The following is a 15327-nucleotide window of genomic DNA, read 5'->3' on the forward strand; positions in this document are numbered from 1 at the left end:
CGCTCAACAGCGCAGAGGGTTAATTCCTGACGAGGCTGATGATGAAAAAAATACTCCTGCTTAACGGCGCTAAAAAATTTGCGCATTCGGACGGTCGTTACAACCTGACCATGCATGACACGGCGCTGGCGTTTTTTGATCGCCACGGCTTTGAAGTCAAAGTGACCCATATCGACGAAGGCTACGACGTGGCCGAAGAAGTGCAGAAGTTTCTGTGGGCTGACGTGATCATTTATCAGATGCCGGGCTGGTGGATGGGCGCGCCCTGGATCGTTAAAAAATACATCGACGAAGTGTTCACCGAAGGCCACGGCAGCCTCTACGCCAGCGACGGCCGTACCCGTTCCGACGCCTCCCAGCGTTACGGCAGCGGCGGTTTGGTACATGGCAAAAAATACATGTTGTCCCTGACCTGGAACGCGCCACAGCAAGCATTTGACGATCCGGCTGATTTCTTTGAAGGCAAAGGCGTCGATGCGGTGTACTTCCCGTTTCACAAAGCCAACGAATTTTTGGGCATGAGCGCCTTGCCGACCTTCCTCTGTGTTGACGTGATGAAGCGCCCGCAGCCTGAGGTGGATGCCGCACGCTACGAGCAGCATTTGACTGAAGTGTTTGCTTCCTGATCGCTGCCCGGGCACGAGGCTGCGATCGGGTGTTGCCACGCGTAGGGGTGGCACCTGGAAATAAAGCCCGCAGCCTCGTGCGGCTCGCCAGCGACTACAATCATTGGCTATCCAATGAGGGGCCGATGTGAAAGCCAGATCTGATGAGCTGCAAACCTTTGTGTCGGTGATTGAGTGCGGCTCCATTTCGGCCGCTGCCGAGCAGGCCGGGCAAACGCCTTCGGCCGTCAGCCGTACGCTGTCGCGGCTCGAAGCCAAGCTTGAAACCACGCTGATCAACCGCACCACGCGGCGCATGGACCTGACCGAGGAGGGCAAGTTCTTCTTCGAACAGGCCAAGCTGATTCTTGAGCAGATGGATGAACTGGAAGAGCGGCTGATTTCGCACCAGCGCACGCCTTCGGGGCGTTTGCGCATCAATGCGGCTTCGCCCTTCATGCTGCACGCCATCGTGCCGTACATCCGCGAATTCCGGGCGCTGTACCCGGACATTCAGTTGGAGCTAAACAGCAACGATCTGATCATTGATCTGCTGGAACAAAGCACCGACATCGCCATTCGCATCGGCACGCTGGCCGACTCCACCCTGCATGCCCGTTCATTGGGTTGCAGCCCGCTGAACATCCTCGCCAGCCCTGAGTACATCGCAGCTCATGGTGCACCGCGCAGCGTTGCAGACCTGGCGCATCACACCTTGATCGGCTTCACCCAGAACGAGGGCCTGAACCAATGGCCACTGCGTTATGCCCAGGGCGACCGCTGGCCGATCCAGCCACACATCAGCGCTTCCAGTGGCGAAACAGTGCGCCATCTGGCGCTGCAAGGGCAGGGCATTGCGTGCTTGTCGCATTTCATGACGCATGAAGACATCAATGCCGGACGCTTAGAGGTGGTGTTGAGTGAATTCAACAGTGGCTACCGTCAGCCGATTCACGCCGTGTACTACCGCAACTCGCAATTGGCGCTGCGCATTCAATGCTTTCTGGACTTTATCCAGACCAAACTCGCGAGCTATGCAGCCCCTTACTTCAAAAGCTAAAGCCAGCACCTGATTCGTGATCTGTGCGCAAGATTGAATTGGCCCGCGGCGCCTTTTTCGCCCGTCCTGGCTCTTTGATACTGGCGCCATCACTTATTCAATCGGGAGTTTCTCCATGAAGGTTTTTGTCACAGGCGCAGCGGGTTTCATTGGTGGCTCGATTGCCACTGCGTTGGTTAAAGCAGGGCATCAAGTCACGGGGCTGGTACGCAGCACCGATCAAGAACAGGCCATGCTGGCGCTGGGTATCACCCCGGTGCTGGGCGCGCTTGATGACAGCGCGTTGCTCGCCCGGCAGGCCCAGCAGGCCGATGCGGTGATCAACGCCGCCAGCAGTGACCACCGGGGTGCGGTTCAAGCCTTGCTCGATGCGTTACGCGGCAGCGGCAAAGTGTTTTTGCACACCAGCGGCTCCAGCATCGTGGGCGATGCGTCGGGCGGCAAAGCCAGCGACGTGATCTATTACGAAGGGCAGTTGCCCGAACCCACCGTGGACAAGGCTGCACGGGTCGCGATTGACAACCTGGTGCTGGCGGCGGCCCACGACAACGTGCGCTCGGCGGTGATCTGCAACACCTTGATTTACGGCCACAGCCTGGGCGTGAAGCGCGACAGCGTGCAATTGCCGCGCTTGCTTAAACAGGCGCGTAAAAGCGGGATCGTGCGCCACGTCGGCACCGGGCAAAATATTTGGTCCAACGTGCACATCGAAGACGTGGTGGCCTTGTACTTGTTGGCGCTTACGAAAAATCCGGCCGGTACGTTCTACTTTGTCGAGAGCGGCGAAGCGGCGTTTGCCGACATGAGCGACGCCATCGCCCAAACGTTGGGTCTGGGTCAGGCCCACGACTGGCCATTGGCTGACGCTGAAGCCGAATGGGGCTATGAAATGGCCAACTACGGGTTGGGTTCCAACAGCCGGGTGCGCGGTAAAAATGCCCGTGAGCTGCTGGGTTGGGTGCCTGAACGCACCAGCGTCGTGCAATGGATCAAACACGACATGCTTTGACACCTATTGCGTGTCACCGCTGGCGCAGGCCGCGCAGCCTGCGCCAGCATCAGTGGTTGTGTGGGCGTTCGCGCATTTTTTATTTTGTGGTTTGAAAACGGTTCTGAAATCAGACAATGTTCAGCATCGTCCTACAAAAATAAAAGGAAGTACCCATGCGTGTTGTTTGGTTCAAAACCCTGACGTTGACAGCGGCCATCGCTGCCAGCTCTTCGGCGTTTGCCGTCACTCTGGAAGGCGGTGCCGTTGCTGCGCCGGATCAATATGGCGCTGAAGTCGCCGCGCAAATTCTTAAAAAAGGCGGTAATGCCGTCGATGCCGCTGTCGCCACGGCGTTCACCCTGGCCGTGACGTATCCCGAAGCCGGCAACATCGGTGGCGGGGGGTTTATGACCTTGTTCATCGACGGCAAACCTTACTTTCTCGACTACCGCGAAACGGCTCCGCTAGCGGCTAGCCGCGACATGTACCTGAATGACAAAGGCGAAATCATTGAAAACCTGAGCCTGGTAGGTTCACGCGCCGCGGGAGTGCCGGGCACGGTGATGGGCCTGTGGGAAGCGCACCAGCGCTTCGGCAAATTGCCGTGGTCTGAGCTGCTGACCCCGGCCGTGGGTTACGCGAAAAACGGCTTCAAGGTCGCCGACAAGCAATACCAGTACCGCGAAGATGCCTTGAAACTGTTCAACGGCACGACCAACTTTGCTGACTATTTCGGCACCATGAAACCGGGCGAAACCTTCAAACAGCCAGAACTGGCCCAGACCCTTGAGCGCATTGCCGACCAGGGTGCCAAAGAGTTTTATCACGGCAAAACCGCTGACCTGCTGATCGCGCAAATGCAGCAAGACAAAGGTCTGATCACTAAGCAGGACCTGAACGATTACAAGGTCAACTGGCGTGAGCCGATGCGTGTCGACTTCCGTGGCAACACGCTGTACACCGCGCCGCTGCCGAGTTCGGGCGGGATCGCGCTGGCGCAACTGATCGGCATCAAAGAAGACCGTGCCGCCGACTTCAAAGGCGTGGAGCTGAACTCCGCGCCTTATATTCACCTGCTGGCTGAAATTGAAAAACGCGTGTTTGCCGACCGCGCCGATTACTTGGGCGACCCGGCTTTCGGCAAGATGCCGGTGGCAGAGTTAACCGACCCGGCGTACATCGCCAAGCGTGCGAAAGAGGTCAATCCCACCGCCATTTCGGCGACAGAAAAGGTCAAGCCGGGCCTGGAACCGCATCAGACCACGCACTTTTCCATCGTCGATAAAGACGGCAACGCCGTGAGCAACACCTACACCCTGAACTGGGATTACGGCAGTGGCGTAGTGGTAAAAGGCGCAGGCTTCTTGCTCAACGATGAAATGGACGACTTCAGCTCCAAACCGGGCGTGGCCAACTCGTTCGGCGTAGTGGGCGGCAATGCCAACGCCATCGAGCCGGGCAAGCGCATGCTGTCATCCATGAGTCCAAGCCTGGTCACACGTGACGGCGCAGTGACGCTGGTGCTCGGCACGCCGGGTGGTTCGCGCATCTTCACCTCGATCTTTCAGGTGTTGAACAACATTTATGACTACAACCTGCCGCTGGAAAAAGCCGTGGCTGCCCAGCGTGTGCATCACCAGTTGCTGCCTAAAGACACGATCTACTATGACGCTTACGCGCCGATCACCGGCAAAGTGGCCGACGAGCTCAAAGCCATGGGCTACACCCTGGAAGATCAGGGCTGGAACATGGGTGACATTCAAGCGATCCGCGTGAATGGCACTCAACTTGAAACCGCCTCCGACCCACGCGGGCGCGGCGTAGGCAAAGTGGTGAAATAAACCCCAAACCTGTAGGCGCTGCCGCAGCCTTCGGCAGCTCCTACTGTCCTTGCCAGTTTGTTACTATCTGTTTCTGCTGTTCCCTTCTGTTAGCCCCGATTTTAGGTACTCCATGAAACTCTCCCGTGTGCGCGCCGATGTTCTGGCCGGACTTACGACGTCCTTTGCCTTGTTGCCCGAGTGCATTGCTTTTGCGCTGGTGGCCCACCTCAACCCGTTGATGGGCCTGTATGGCGCTTTCATCATTTGTACCCTGACCGCGCTCTTTGGCGGGCGGCCGGGCATGGTCTCCGGTGCGGCCGGGTCGATGGCGGTGGTCATCGTCGCGCTGGTGGTGCAGCACGGCGTGCAGTATTTCCTCGCCACTGTGGTGCTGGGCGGTTTGATCATGATGGCGTTCGGCTTGCTCAAACTCGGCAAACTGGTGCGCATGGTGCCGCACCCGGTGATGCTGGGGTTTGTGAACGGTTTGGCGATCATCATTGCAATGGCGCAATTGGAGCATTTCAAAAATGGCGAGCAGTGGCTCACCGGTACGCCGTTGTATGTAATGGCGGGACTGGTGGCGCTGACAATGGCGATTGTGTATTTGCTGCCGCGCCTGACCAAAATGGCGCCCGCCGCCCTGGTGGCGATTTTGAGCGTGGGCCTTGCGGTGTATTTTTTGGGGCTGCCGACACGCACGCTGGGTGACATGGCGCACATCGCTGGCGGCCTGCCGACCTTCAGCCTGCCGGACATTCCATGGACACTAGAAACCTTGCGCATCATCGCGCCTTACGCGTTCTTGATGGCGATGGTCGGTCTGCTGGAAACCTTGCTCACTCTCAACCTGACGGATGAGATCACCGAAAGCCGTGGCTACCCGGACCGCGAATGCGTGGCGTTGGGTGCCGCGAACATGGTCTCGGGTGCGTTCGGTGGCATGGGCGGCTGCGCGATGATCGGGCAGACCGTGGTCAACCTCAGCTCCGGTGGGCGTGGCCGACTGTCTGGTGTGGTCGCAGGGATTATGATCGTGTTGTTCGTGTTGTTTCTGTCGCCGTATATCGAGCGTATCCCGCTGGCCGCGCTGGTGGGCGTGATGTTTGTGGTGGCTCAACAAACCTTCGCCTGGGCCTCGTTGCGGGTACTGAACAAAGTGCCGCTCAACGATGTGCTGGTGATCGTCGCCGTGACGGTGATTACGGTATTTACCGACCTGGCCTTTGCGGTGATGTGCGGCATCATCATTGCCGCCCTGAACTTTGCCTGGCAACAAGCGCGACAGCTGTACGCCGACACGTCTCTTGAAAGCGATGGCAGCAAGCTGTACCGCGTGCATGGCACGCTGTTTTTTGCCTCCACCACCCCTTTTTTGAATCAGTTCGACCCGGCTAACGACCCGGCCCAGGTGACGCTCGATTGCCAGCACCTGAGCTTTGTCGACTACTCGGCGATTGCCGCGCTGGTCACCCTGCGCGAGCGCTACGCCAAGGCGGGCAAGCACTTGCGCGTGCTGCATTTATCCGAGCGCTGCAAAAAACTGCTCAAGCGCGCCCGCGTCCAAGCGGTCTGATCAATTCTCGTGAACCACGCGGCGAATAGTGCCACCACAGTTCTGGTAGCAGGTTTGATAGTCTTCGCCGCAGGTGTCACCAAAGCCGCCGTAGTGGTAGCTCGGTGATGGGTAGCTGCACAGTTTGCGCTGTTTTTTATCGCCGTTCTGGCGACAGTAGTTATAGGCCGTCAACTGCGCATCGTGGACCGCACGTTGGCTCTGTGACTGCATTTGCGCCATCGTCTTGCACTGACTTTTTTGGCTGGAGCAGGAGTTGATACAGTATTTGCCCGCCACATCCGGTGGCGGCGAGTACACGTAAGAGACGCTAGGGCCACAGCCCTGCAAGGTAAGCAACACACACAACGCACTGATCCAGCCAACCACTTTCAAACGCATTCTCAACCTACTCAAGCCTGGGCCTGCGCTGTAACAGCGACCTGTCTGGATCAGCTGTTTCAGCGCATTTTCAGGAAAATAAACGGGTCAGGACTGTAGCGTTTAGGCCACCGTGAGTGCCTTCACTCACGGCCGCCATTTTTTAGAATTCACTCAAACCTTTCAGTACGTAGCCGTTGGCGCAGGTCAGATCTTGAAGTGGCTCACCATCATTTGCAGCTGGTTGCCCAAGCGTGCCAATTCAACACTGGACTTGGCCGTCTCATCGCTTGCAGCCGCTGTTTGCTCGGACACGTCGCGCACGTTGATGATGCTGCGGCTGATCTCTTCGGCCACGGCGCTTTGCTGTTCGGCAGCGGCGGCAATTTGCTGGTTCATCGACTGAATATTCGACACGGTGCGGGTGATGCCTTGCAGCGACGTGCCCGCCTGACGGGTCAAGGTCACGCTGCTGTCGGTCAGGCCACGGCTGGTGTTCATCACGCTGGCCACCTGTTGCGTGCCACTTTGCAGGGCTGCGACCAGGGTTTGAATCTCTTCGGTGGATTTTTGCGTGCGTTGGGCCAGGCCGCGCACTTCGTCGGCCACTACCGCAAACCCGCGTCCGGCTTCACCGGCACGGGCGGCCTCGATGGCCGCATTGAGCGCCAGCAAGTTGGTTTGTTCGGCCACAGCTTTGATCACGTCCATGACGCTGCCGATCTTGTCGCTTTCTTGTTGCAGCACTGCCATCGCTTCGGTTGAGCGAGCGACCTCAACCGCCAGGCGCTCGATTTGATCAATGGCCTGATTCACCACCCGATCACCCTCACGGGCTTCGCCATCGGCAGCCGCTGCGGCTTGCGAGGCGTCTTCAGCGTTGCGCGCCACTTCCTGCACGGTAGCGGTCATTTCGTGCATCGCGGTGGCCACTTGATCGGTCTCGATCTTTTGGTTGTTGACCCCGGCGCTGGTCTGTTCGGTGACCGCCGACAGTTCTTCGGCGGCGCTGGCAATTTGCGTCACGCCATCGCGGATACCGCCAATCAACTCGCGCAGGGTAGTGCCCATGCGTGCGATGCCTTGTTGCAACACACCCAAATCATCGCGGCGCGTAATGCGCAGGTTCTGGCTCAGGTCACCGGCGGCAATGCGCTCGACCACGTCCAGGGTTTCACGCAGCGGACGGGTGATCTGGCGAGTAATGACCACCGCTGCACAGATACCAAATAGCAACACAAGCAGGGTGCTGATCAATTGAATGGTGTTGGCGCTGGCGCTTTCGTTGTCGCGACGTTCGAGCTGGATTTTGTACAGCTCATCACTGCGGCTGAGGATGCCCGAGCCGTAGTCGGTCATTTCCTTACGCATGTCGGTGATGGTTTTGTCTGTGTCGGCGTAGACCTGCAACGCCTGTTTGTATTGCTCCAGGGCGCCATCCAGCGTGCGCAAGGTGTCAGGTGCGCTGGCGCTGAAGTGGGTATTGAGTGCGCTCAGGCTGGCGATGGCCTCGCTCAGTTGTTGGCGAGCGGCTTGTTCATTGGCAACCGTTTGGGCGGCAATGTAGGCACGCACCTGGTAGCGCGCCAGCAAGAACTGCTCACGGACGGCGGTCAACGTACTCAGTTGTTCAAAGCGCCCTTCATCACCGGGCGCGCTTTGCATCACGCGGGTTTTGAGCACGTCCATCGCATCGCGGGCGACTTTGGAGCTGTGGTCCATGTTGTCGCGTGAGACAGCGGACTCGACATACGCCTTGCGCATGGTCACCAGCGCGGATTGGTATTTGTTGATGATGTCGTGCTGTTCGTTGAGCAGCTTGAGGTTTTCCGGGCTTTTGAACGAGGCGATCAGCAGCTTTTGCTGCGCCACAAACGCGTCCAGTGTGTTCTGTACGTTTTGCGCGGCGGTCTCGTCGCCATCGGTCAGCATGTATTGCAAACGTGCAACGCGCAGGTTGGTCAGCGAGCCGTTGAGGCGCGTGATGTCACTCATCCAGTTACTGCGGTCGATCAGTTTGTCCAGGCTGAGCCAGTCGCTGATTGCCATTAATAAAGTCAGGGCCAGCACCAGGCCAAAGCCCAGTGCCAGTTTCATGTTCACGCTGATGTTGCTCAGCCAGCTATTCATCTGTTCCTCCAGGAACCGTTCGCTACTTGATCGAGATTTCGCTGGAGAGTCTTTTTATTCTGGCCCAGCAGAAGGTGTATTGGGCTGTATCGGCGGGCAGTTGCAGAGCTGAAACGGTTTTTTAAACAGCTCGATAAACGGTAAACAACCTTATAAACATTGTGCTTTTTTGGGTCGGCGCGAATAGGCGATCACGTTTTTTTTCACATTCGTTTCACTGATCACTTACGTCGCAGTTTTTAGACTTCTGTTCAGTCGGGTGATGGCTGCCGCGTGCAAGGATCTGCCTCGCACACACGGCTTTTCGACCTCATTCGTTCACCGACTCGTACAGGGGCATGTGTATCGTGACGTTAAGTTTCGGCCTTACCGGCGTTAAAGGTTCAGCGCTGCGCAGCGTGCTGGCGCGTTACAGGAATGCTCTGGTGGTGCTGGCCGCCAGCGTGTTGGCAATTGCGCTGACCGTGCAACTGCTGGCACCCGCCTCGGCGCCGAACCTGGCGCAGCCGCGTCATCTCGACCGTTTGCAGACACTGACTGAGAGTTGGGCACGGGGCGATGTGATTGCTTTGGTGCGCCATGTTGAGCGTTGCGACCGCTCACGCGCGGCGTGCCTGGGACCGGTGGATGGCGTGACCCTGCGCGCAACCAGCACCGCCCGCCGGCTCGGTGCCGACTTTCAGCACCTGGGGCTACAGAGTGTCGACGTTTACAGCAGCCTGCTGACCCGCGCCCGGCAAACAGCCGACTTTATGTTTGAGCGGCCCGTGCAGCCGCAGGACTGGCTGTTCAATTGTCGTGGCTCCATGCTGCGCGATGCGCTCAAGCACAAGGTGGCGGGGCGCAATCTGATACTGGTGACCCACAGCGAGTGCATGGATCAGTTAGAGAAGTCGATGCACGTGGCCACCGACACGACTTTCAGTTACGGCGCCTCGTTATTTATCAATGCGCCGGGGACAAACACGCCACCGCAGATGTTGGGTTTTATCGAAACCCAGGACTGGAAAAAGGTCTTGCCGGCGCAAGTGGCGAGCGTTCACGAAGAGGCAGACATGCCCCACCTCTGATGCCCTCACGGTTCATTCAAGGGGGTGGCGGGTGTTTTCAGGCGTGAGTCATCATTGCGCACCGGGCTGATCAGTTGGGTGTATTCCTCGATCATGCGGTGAATCGCCTCTGGCGGCTCGCACGCGCGAAACTCCATGCTGATTTGCATCTCATCGGTTTTACGCGTGTGCACGTCGTTCTTCTCACAGCCGAATGTCACAAAGAACTGCGCGCAATCGAGTTCGCCGTTCTCCAGCGCATGGCTGGCCTTCTGTTGTTCGGTGGCGTGCATGCGCACCGACAGGTCGACTTTCATGACCTCCAGTGCCAACCCGCGCGGTGCCACCAGGGTGACCAGCGGCACGCGCATGGTGTGCTGCTCGTCGAGCGCGACGGCCACCATTTTGGCTTTCATGGGGGTTTGCAAATCATCAATGTCGTAGTCGAAAAACTGGTCGAACAGTTTTATGTATTGCTGCGCCACCAGGTTTTGCGTGGCGGCCGCGGCTTGCTGCAAGCCGCGGGTAATGCTGCTCAGGTCGCAGGCCGTCATTGGCGTCTTGCGCCGGTCGGGCAACGCCAGCGGGTCTTTTTGGCGATTGAAAAGCGCCATGTTTCACACTCCTTGGTGTGGGGTGAGTAACCCCGTCGTCACGGACGGGGTCAGGTCGAGGAGGGTCAGGCCGGATCGTGGGTGGCGCTGCCTGGCGCTGGCAATACGCCTGCGGTGGGCAGCGCATCAAGGTGTTGCGCGGTCGCGTTCGGCATCACGATGGGCTTGGTGGCGGCATCGGTGAGGAAGTCGATCACACGCATCAGGGCTTCAGGCGGGTCTTGGCGTACCACTTTGGTGCTGATGGCATAGCGTGCGCGGGTATCGGTTTTGCGGGTTTGCGACGACTTATGGCTGGCCGAGCCTTTGATCGACACATTGAACGGGCCCCAGCCCATCGACGCGGCAAAACTGCCTTCGCCACTGGTTTCGCGGGTGCTTTCGGCTTGCTGACTGATGGTCAGCTCGAAGTCGATATTGCCCTCTTCAATGGTGATGTTCGGGTGGCTGATGGCCGCGAGCAGCGGAATGCGCATCTGCTTGGTGACGGTCCCCTTGTAGACGCCTTGGTCGTCTACCAGCGTTTCGTCGTAGTCAAACTGCACCGAAACCGCTTTGCCATCCTGAATGCACACACCCATGAGGAAGTCGGCATAGGATTTACTGGCCTGCACTTGTGCCTGAATCATGGCCTGCAAAGGTCCGGCGATCATACGGTCCAGCGGCAGGGCGTTGATCACTGAGCCGATGAGGCCCGAATCGATTTGTGACATGGTCAATCTCCGTATTGAGCTGCGCGAGGGTGCGCAATGTCACTCTAGGGGGCCGGCCGAGGGCCGTTCAGCGGGAACCGATTACCTCGCAATCGAGGTTTCGAGGCGGCGAATATTGCCGATCTGGCGCAGGCTCAAACCGTACTTGTCCGCCAGTACGCTGCGTGACAAGCCCTCACAGGTTTCCTGCTGAATGTGTTGATTGCGGATCTGGCGGCAGAAGTGATCGGCCTTGGGGATTTCCAGCGCCAGCCCGGCGAAACGCTTGATCAGCGCGCCGAGCGCATCGGGGGGCAAGATTTGCGACAGCGAGGTGCGTTCCGGGTGTTTGGGGATGTACTTGGGCCTGCCACCAAACGCGCAGGTCAGGGTGTACGCATGCTCAAGGCCCACGCAGTCGATCAGCGCTTGCAGCGAATGAGGCAGTTGGCGAATGTTGACCAGGTTGAGGTCGTTGACGTCCATTGTTCGGTCCTTGGAATCTTAAGTGTCCATTTGGATACTAAGGACGCGTGCCACCTCGGTATAAGTAGGAAATGCACCCCTTACAGATAGGAATTATTACCAAGTGATCTAGGGCGAAGCCTGAGCGCTTCACTGCGTTTTCCCCTAGCTATCAAGGCAAACGTCATCTCGGGCGGGGGTGTGAACGTCAGCGTTATCGCCCGGCCATTGCGGTCGGGCGGTGACAGGACGGCTTATTTGCGTGTCAGCAAGCGATCCCAGTTTTGCCCATCTGGAAAGGCTTTATCGCTCAGCTCGCGGGCCACAACATTGTCGATATCAGTGGCGCTCAACGTCTTTTCGTCCAGCCACGGCCACGTCGCATCGGCATCACGAAAGTTGAGTTGATCATTGAGTTGTTGGCAGGCGAGGGCGAGCAGGTGCAGCAGGTTCAGGTGGCTGGCGATGTACGGTTTTTGCGTTTGGGGGGTGCGGCTGAGCAGCGTCGATACATCACTCGCTTCAGCGCTGATCAAGCTATCGCTCAGCAGGCTCCACACCAGGGTGCCGTCACGGGACGTATCTTTATTGGCGTAGGCCGGGTCAGAGCTGACTTCAAGGGTGAGCTTGAGTTTTTGTTTTTCGAGCTGGTCAATCAAATAGTAGGCCAGGTCCGATTGACGCAAATAGGCAGTGGTCGTGTTCACAGCCAAATGGGCGTCATAGTCGTTCAGGGTTTTACTGGTCACGGTAATGGTCATGGCGGGTTCCTTGACGTGTAGAAAACATTGTCAGAGGAGCGTAGCCAAAACCCTGTGATCGGCCATGCCAAGTCGGGTTCTATTGCCGTGGATCAGGGTTGTGGCAGATGCCGTAGCCGATGGTGCAGGCTGCGTGCGGCAACAACGTCGTCGTAAAGTCCGATAAGGCGATGTTTGAGATCAAACGCCTGCTCAGAGTTCACGCCCGTTTTGCGTCCGGACACAGCCTGACGGCGGTTATGCGCAGCGGTTGCTTAGAACCAAGGCTTGCGGCCAACCACGTAAGTCTGTTCGAAGTCTTCGTCGGTCTTGGTCAGGTAGATGATGAATTCGATGAAGGCGATCAGGCCGATGATCATCGATGGCACGCCCAGCAGAATGAAGCCGAACAGGAACACCAGCAGCATGATGATGCCTTGAGCGTTGTAGCCCAGGTAGAACTTGTGCGCGCCAAAGGCACCCAGGAAAAACGCCAGCAACGCCGCCGGAATTTTTTTCGAGTTGCCGGAGGTGGCCGGGCCGTCCTGGAAGATCGCTTCAGCGTTGCTGCCATTGGTGGAGAAATCTACACGGCTGCCAGCCTTTGGCAGTACTGCGCTTTTCCACTGATCAACGCTGAACGAATAACGATTGCCGTCATCCGCCGAGATGGTGCCGGTACGACTCGTAGAGTTGAACTCAAGAACCTTGCCTTTCATGTACTGCTCCTTGTTTTCCCCTCGCTGAGTGAGGGGTAGATAGATGAGTTGCTGCGAAGTCTTTGGGGTGTAACCGGCGGACTTAAACGTGAAACACGTTCAATCGAATCGGCGACCGCAAACGAGCCGGTCAAAGCCAATTAATGCCGAATGTTTCAAAATGGGCGGCAATTGGAGCACGCGCGATAGTGGCATTTCAATAGTACTGTTTAGATGCGTTTAAATTGACAGGGCCTGGCGTAGAATCCCGCGCTTAGCGTGTCTCTCCTCTACCTGTACCAAGGGATGTCCATGATCTGGTTTCTTGAAGGGCAATCCAGCCAACGTGATGTGATTGCCGGCGCCCGAGCGGCGTTGCCTGACGGCGTTCAAATTTTTGCCTCGCACCGCCAAAGTCGTCCTGAAATCACCGGGTTGGCGGATGTGGCCTGGCGCGAGCCGCAGGACAACGAAGAGCGGATTGCCTGGGTCATCCAGCAGGCCTGCGCCAACGGCATCCAGGTGGTTTTGGCGGGCCGTGTGGGGCATGTCTACGAAGCGCATCGTGCAGACTTCGAAGCCGCAGGGTTGGTGCTGGTCACCGGCGCGTTGAGCCTGGACACCTTTGAACGGGTGGACGACAAGTCGATATTTACCCGTGAAGCGCTGGCCGCAGGCATGGCCTGTATCCCTGCGATCACGGTGCAGACTCAAGCCGAGCTGGAAAGTGCCTACGCGCAGTTATCGCGTGACGGCCGCGTCTGCGTGAAACCCACTCACGGCATTTATGGACAGGGTTTTTGGCGTTTGGCCGAGGATGTAGACCCGTTTCGCTGCTTCGCCAACGCCGATTCCCACGAAGTGGACCTGAGTGTTTTCGCCCAGGCCTATGGCCGTTCACAACAGCCCAAGCCTTTGCTGGTGATGCCTTACATGCCGGGCAGTGAGTGCTCGGTGGACATGGTGTGCGAAGCAGGTAAAGCGGTGGCGTTCGTCGGTCGGCGCAAGCAGGGGTTAATGCAGTCGTTCGAGCGCGACGGCGCTGCCGTCGAGCTGGCGATCAAGGCCGCAGAGCATTTCAGGTGCGACGGTATCGTTAACGTACAAACCCGCGATGATGCCCATGGCGCGCCACATTTGCTGGAGATCAATTTGCGTTATTCGGGCGGTGTGGGTTACACCCGTGAAGCCGGTGTGAACTTGCCCGGTATCTTCGCCACCCGTCGCCTGAAACTGCCCGAACCCGTGAGCGTTTGGCACCCGGATATTCAGGTCAAAGCCATCACGGTGGCCGTTTCGGTTCGTGAAGAAGAGCTGTTAAGGTGAGCGCCATTCATTAAGCGTACTGGCCAGAGGAATCAAGGAAGATGAAATTGATGCCGGGAGGCAATGGGCCTCTGAAGTCGGTGCGCTGTGAGCTGAACCTGACCTGCGCACGCGCGGGGGCTTTGGGAGAGTACGCCGGGCTGGCGTTGCTGGCGCTGGATGACAAGCGTCAGCCGGTCGCCGAGCCTGCGCTGCTCCATCAGCCGCAACCTTGGATGCAATGGCACGACACCTGCGGTGTGGCGCGCTTGAGCCTGGCACTGGATCAATTACCGGCGAGCTGTGAGCGCGTGTTACTGGTGCTGTATGTGTATGGCGCGCTGGGCCCGCTGCGTGAGTTGGGTTCATTTCAACTCCAGGCCGACGAAACTATCGAACATGACCTCACCCTGGCGGACTATGGCGACAGCGCGATGGTCATTGCCGAGGTGTACCGGCGTGGCGATCAATGGAAAATCCGCGCCTTGGCGGAGGCTTCGGCTTACGGTCTGAGCGCCTTTGCCCGGCGCATGGGCATCAGCCTGGATGACCGGCATCCGCAACGGCTCAGCACCGAATCTGACGACAGTGCCTCGCGGCAGAGCGCGACCGGTACAGGCTTTGCTGTCAGCGCGCAGCATATTTTGACGTGCGCCCATGTGATTGAAGGGCTGAACCATCTGTTTATTGACTCGTTCGACGGTCGCTTCAAGGCCGAAGTCGTGGTGGTCGACCGCAAGAATGATCTGGCGTTGTTGCGGGTCAGTGGCGCGCCAGCGTTCACGCCTGTCACGTTTCGTGAAGGCATCGGCAGCGAGTTGGGCGAAAGCGTGGTCACCCTTGGTTTTCCACTGGCCGGGTTGGCGGGTGGAGGCGTGCAAGTCTCCCAAGGTGTGGTATCGGGGCTATTTGGTGTGCGCGATGATGCCAGCCTCATGCAGTTCACGGCGCCGATTCAACCGGGCTCCAGTGGTAGCCCGGTGTTTGATCAGTACGGCAGGGTGGCAGGTTTGGTCACCTCAAGCATGGCCGATGCACAGAACATGAACTTTGCCGTGAAGACGGCGCTGTTGCTGGCTTTTCTTGAAGCTGCCCGCGTTCCCGCTCAGAGAGGACGCAGCGAACACGCATTGAGTACGCCCGAATTGGTGCGGTCTTCGCAATCGGGTTTGTGGCGAATAGACGCCAGCCATCTCCAGTAACGATTTCGCGCTTGTTT

General features: G+C 58.2%; 15 protein-coding genes and 1 pseudogene. 8 read left to right on the forward strand and 8 right to left on the reverse strand.

Annotated elements, in window-relative coordinates; all coding sequences use genetic code 11:
• The first annotated feature begins 41 nt into the window (after window positions 1–41).
• The 5 genes from ACP7A4_RS20720 (at window position 42) to ACP7A4_RS20740 (ending at window position 6055) form a co-directional block, all read left to right on the forward strand.
• The gene (locus ACP7A4_RS20720) at window positions 42–626 is read left to right on the forward strand and encodes an NAD(P)H-dependent oxidoreductase (RefSeq protein WP_059762644.1); all 585 of its coding nucleotides are present in this window, start codon (window positions 42–44) and stop codon (window positions 624–626) included.
• 127 nt (window positions 627–753) lie between these two features.
• Window positions 754–1665, forward strand: coding sequence for a LysR family transcriptional regulator (locus ACP7A4_RS20725; protein ID WP_048365943.1), 912 nt, complete (start codon window positions 754–756; stop codon window positions 1663–1665).
• A 115-nt stretch (window positions 1666–1780) separates the two neighbouring features.
• A complete protein-coding gene (locus ACP7A4_RS20730; RefSeq protein ID WP_048365944.1) occupies window positions 1781–2674 on the forward strand; it encodes an NAD-dependent epimerase/dehydratase family protein in 894 nt (297 codons plus the stop codon).
• A gap of 155 nt (window positions 2675–2829) precedes the next feature.
• Window positions 2830–4497 (forward strand): gamma-glutamyltransferase, encoded by a 1668-nt coding sequence (gene ggt, locus ACP7A4_RS20735; RefSeq protein ID WP_048365945.1) that lies wholly within the window; start codon window positions 2830–2832, stop codon window positions 4495–4497.
• A 112-nt stretch (window positions 4498–4609) separates the two neighbouring features.
• Window positions 4610–6055 (forward strand): SulP family inorganic anion transporter, encoded by a 1446-nt coding sequence (locus ACP7A4_RS20740; protein ID WP_059762640.1) that lies wholly within the window; start codon window positions 4610–4612, stop codon window positions 6053–6055.
• Here ACP7A4_RS20740 and ACP7A4_RS20745 read toward each other — a convergent pair whose 3' ends face one another.
• From ACP7A4_RS20745 to ACP7A4_RS20755, 3 genes and pseudogenes are all read right to left on the reverse strand, one after another.
• Window positions 6056–6436: a hypothetical protein gene (locus ACP7A4_RS20745; RefSeq protein WP_059762639.1), complete on the reverse strand. Its 381-nt coding sequence runs from the start codon at window positions 6434–6436 to the stop codon at window positions 6056–6058.
• A gap of 186 nt (window positions 6437–6622) precedes the next feature.
• Entirely contained in the window at window positions 6623–7486 is an 864-nt protein-coding gene (locus ACP7A4_RS20750) for a methyl-accepting chemotaxis protein (RefSeq protein WP_426248157.1), read from the reverse strand.
• Window positions 7478–8545, reverse strand: a pseudogene (locus ACP7A4_RS20755) (methyl-accepting chemotaxis protein); the annotation flags it as partial. The gene ACP7A4_RS20750 and the pseudogene ACP7A4_RS20755, both read right to left, overlap by 9 nt.
• A gap of 347 nt (window positions 8546–8892) precedes the next feature.
• Here ACP7A4_RS20755 and ACP7A4_RS20760 point away from each other — a divergent pair.
• Window positions 8893–9615 (forward strand): histidine phosphatase family protein, encoded by a 723-nt coding sequence (locus tag ACP7A4_RS20760; protein ID WP_371260625.1) that lies wholly within the window; start codon window positions 8893–8895, stop codon window positions 9613–9615.
• A 5-nt stretch (window positions 9616–9620) separates the two neighbouring features.
• Here the strand turns inward: ACP7A4_RS20760 and ACP7A4_RS20765 are convergent, their stop codons facing one another.
• The 5 genes from ACP7A4_RS20765 to ACP7A4_RS20785 all read right to left on the reverse strand — a co-directional run bounded on the left by ACP7A4_RS20765 (window position 9621) and on the right by ACP7A4_RS20785 (window position 12824).
• Window positions 9621–10208 (reverse strand): DUF2589 domain-containing protein, encoded by a 588-nt coding sequence (locus ACP7A4_RS20765; protein ID WP_256209752.1) that lies wholly within the window; start codon window positions 10206–10208, stop codon window positions 9621–9623.
• A gap of 65 nt (window positions 10209–10273) precedes the next feature.
• Window positions 10274–10921, reverse strand: coding sequence for a DUF2589 domain-containing protein (locus ACP7A4_RS20770; protein WP_048365950.1), 648 nt, complete (start codon window positions 10919–10921; stop codon window positions 10274–10276).
• Window positions 10922–11002: 81 nt separating this feature from the next.
• A complete protein-coding gene (locus ACP7A4_RS20775; protein ID WP_048365951.1) occupies window positions 11003–11386 on the reverse strand; it encodes a transcriptional regulator in 384 nt (127 codons plus the stop codon).
• A 233-nt stretch (window positions 11387–11619) separates the two neighbouring features.
• Window positions 11620–12126: a hypothetical protein gene (locus ACP7A4_RS20780; protein ID WP_426248101.1), complete on the reverse strand. Its 507-nt coding sequence runs from the start codon at window positions 12124–12126 to the stop codon at window positions 11620–11622.
• A gap of 254 nt (window positions 12127–12380) precedes the next feature.
• Window positions 12381–12824: a TM2 domain-containing protein gene (locus tag ACP7A4_RS20785; protein WP_048402712.1), complete on the reverse strand. Its 444-nt coding sequence runs from the start codon at window positions 12822–12824 to the stop codon at window positions 12381–12383.
• A 291-nt stretch (window positions 12825–13115) separates the two neighbouring features.
• On the opposite strand from ACP7A4_RS20785, the gene ACP7A4_RS20790 reads away from it, so the two are divergent.
• On the forward strand, window positions 13116–14129 hold the full coding sequence (locus ACP7A4_RS20790; RefSeq protein ID WP_426248103.1) for an ATP-grasp domain-containing protein: 1014 nt from the start codon (window positions 13116–13118) through the stop codon (window positions 14127–14129).
• A 41-nt stretch (window positions 14130–14170) separates the two neighbouring features.
• Entirely contained in the window at window positions 14171–15310 is a 1140-nt protein-coding gene (locus ACP7A4_RS20795; RefSeq protein WP_426248105.1) for a trypsin-like peptidase domain-containing protein, read from the forward strand.
• Window positions 15311–15327: the final 17 nt, after the last annotated feature.

Origin of the sequence: Pseudomonas sp. TWR3-1-1, assembly GCF_049896545.1 — a bacterium.
In the GTDB taxonomy this organism is placed as follows: Bacteria; Pseudomonadota; Gammaproteobacteria; order Pseudomonadales; family Pseudomonadaceae; genus Aquipseudomonas; species Aquipseudomonas weihenstephanensis.

Excerpts from the sequence above, each read along its gene's own strand:
- ACP7A4_RS20720 (WP_059762644.1), top strand. The coding sequence starts at position 42 with ATGAAAAAAATACTCCTGCTTAACGGCGCTAAAAAATTTGCGCATTCG.
- ACP7A4_RS20730 (WP_048365944.1), top strand. The coding sequence starts at position 1,781 with ATGAAGGTTTTTGTCACAGGCGCAGCGGGTTTCATTGGTGGCTCGATT.
- ggt (WP_048365945.1), top strand. The coding sequence starts at position 2,830 with ATGCGTGTTGTTTGGTTCAAAACCCTGACGTTGACAGCGGCCATCGCT.
- ACP7A4_RS20740 (WP_059762640.1), top strand. The coding sequence starts at position 4,610 with ATGAAACTCTCCCGTGTGCGCGCCGATGTTCTGGCCGGACTTACGACG.
- ACP7A4_RS20745 (WP_059762639.1), bottom strand. The coding sequence starts at position 6,436 with ATGCGTTTGAAAGTGGTTGGCTGGATCAGTGCGTTGTGTGTGTTGCTT.
- ACP7A4_RS20750 (WP_426248157.1), bottom strand. The coding sequence starts at position 7,486 with ATGGGCACTACCCTGCGCGAGTTGATTGGCGGTATCCGCGATGGCGTG.
- ACP7A4_RS20765 (WP_256209752.1), bottom strand. The coding sequence starts at position 10,208 with ATGGCGCTTTTCAATCGCCAAAAAGACCCGCTGGCGTTGCCCGACCGG.
- ACP7A4_RS20770 (WP_048365950.1), bottom strand. The coding sequence starts at position 10,921 with ATGTCACAAATCGATTCGGGCCTCATCGGCTCAGTGATCAACGCCCTG.
- ACP7A4_RS20775 (WP_048365951.1), bottom strand. The coding sequence starts at position 11,386 with ATGGACGTCAACGACCTCAACCTGGTCAACATTCGCCAACTGCCTCAT.
- ACP7A4_RS20780 (WP_426248101.1), bottom strand. The coding sequence starts at position 12,126 with ATGACCATTACCGTGACCAGTAAAACCCTGAACGACTATGACGCCCAT.
- ACP7A4_RS20785 (WP_048402712.1), bottom strand. The coding sequence starts at position 12,824 with ATGAAAGGCAAGGTTCTTGAGTTCAACTCTACGAGTCGTACCGGCACC.
- ACP7A4_RS20790 (WP_426248103.1), top strand. The coding sequence starts at position 13,116 with ATGATCTGGTTTCTTGAAGGGCAATCCAGCCAACGTGATGTGATTGCC.
- ACP7A4_RS20795 (WP_426248105.1), top strand. The coding sequence starts at position 14,171 with ATGAAATTGATGCCGGGAGGCAATGGGCCTCTGAAGTCGGTGCGCTGT.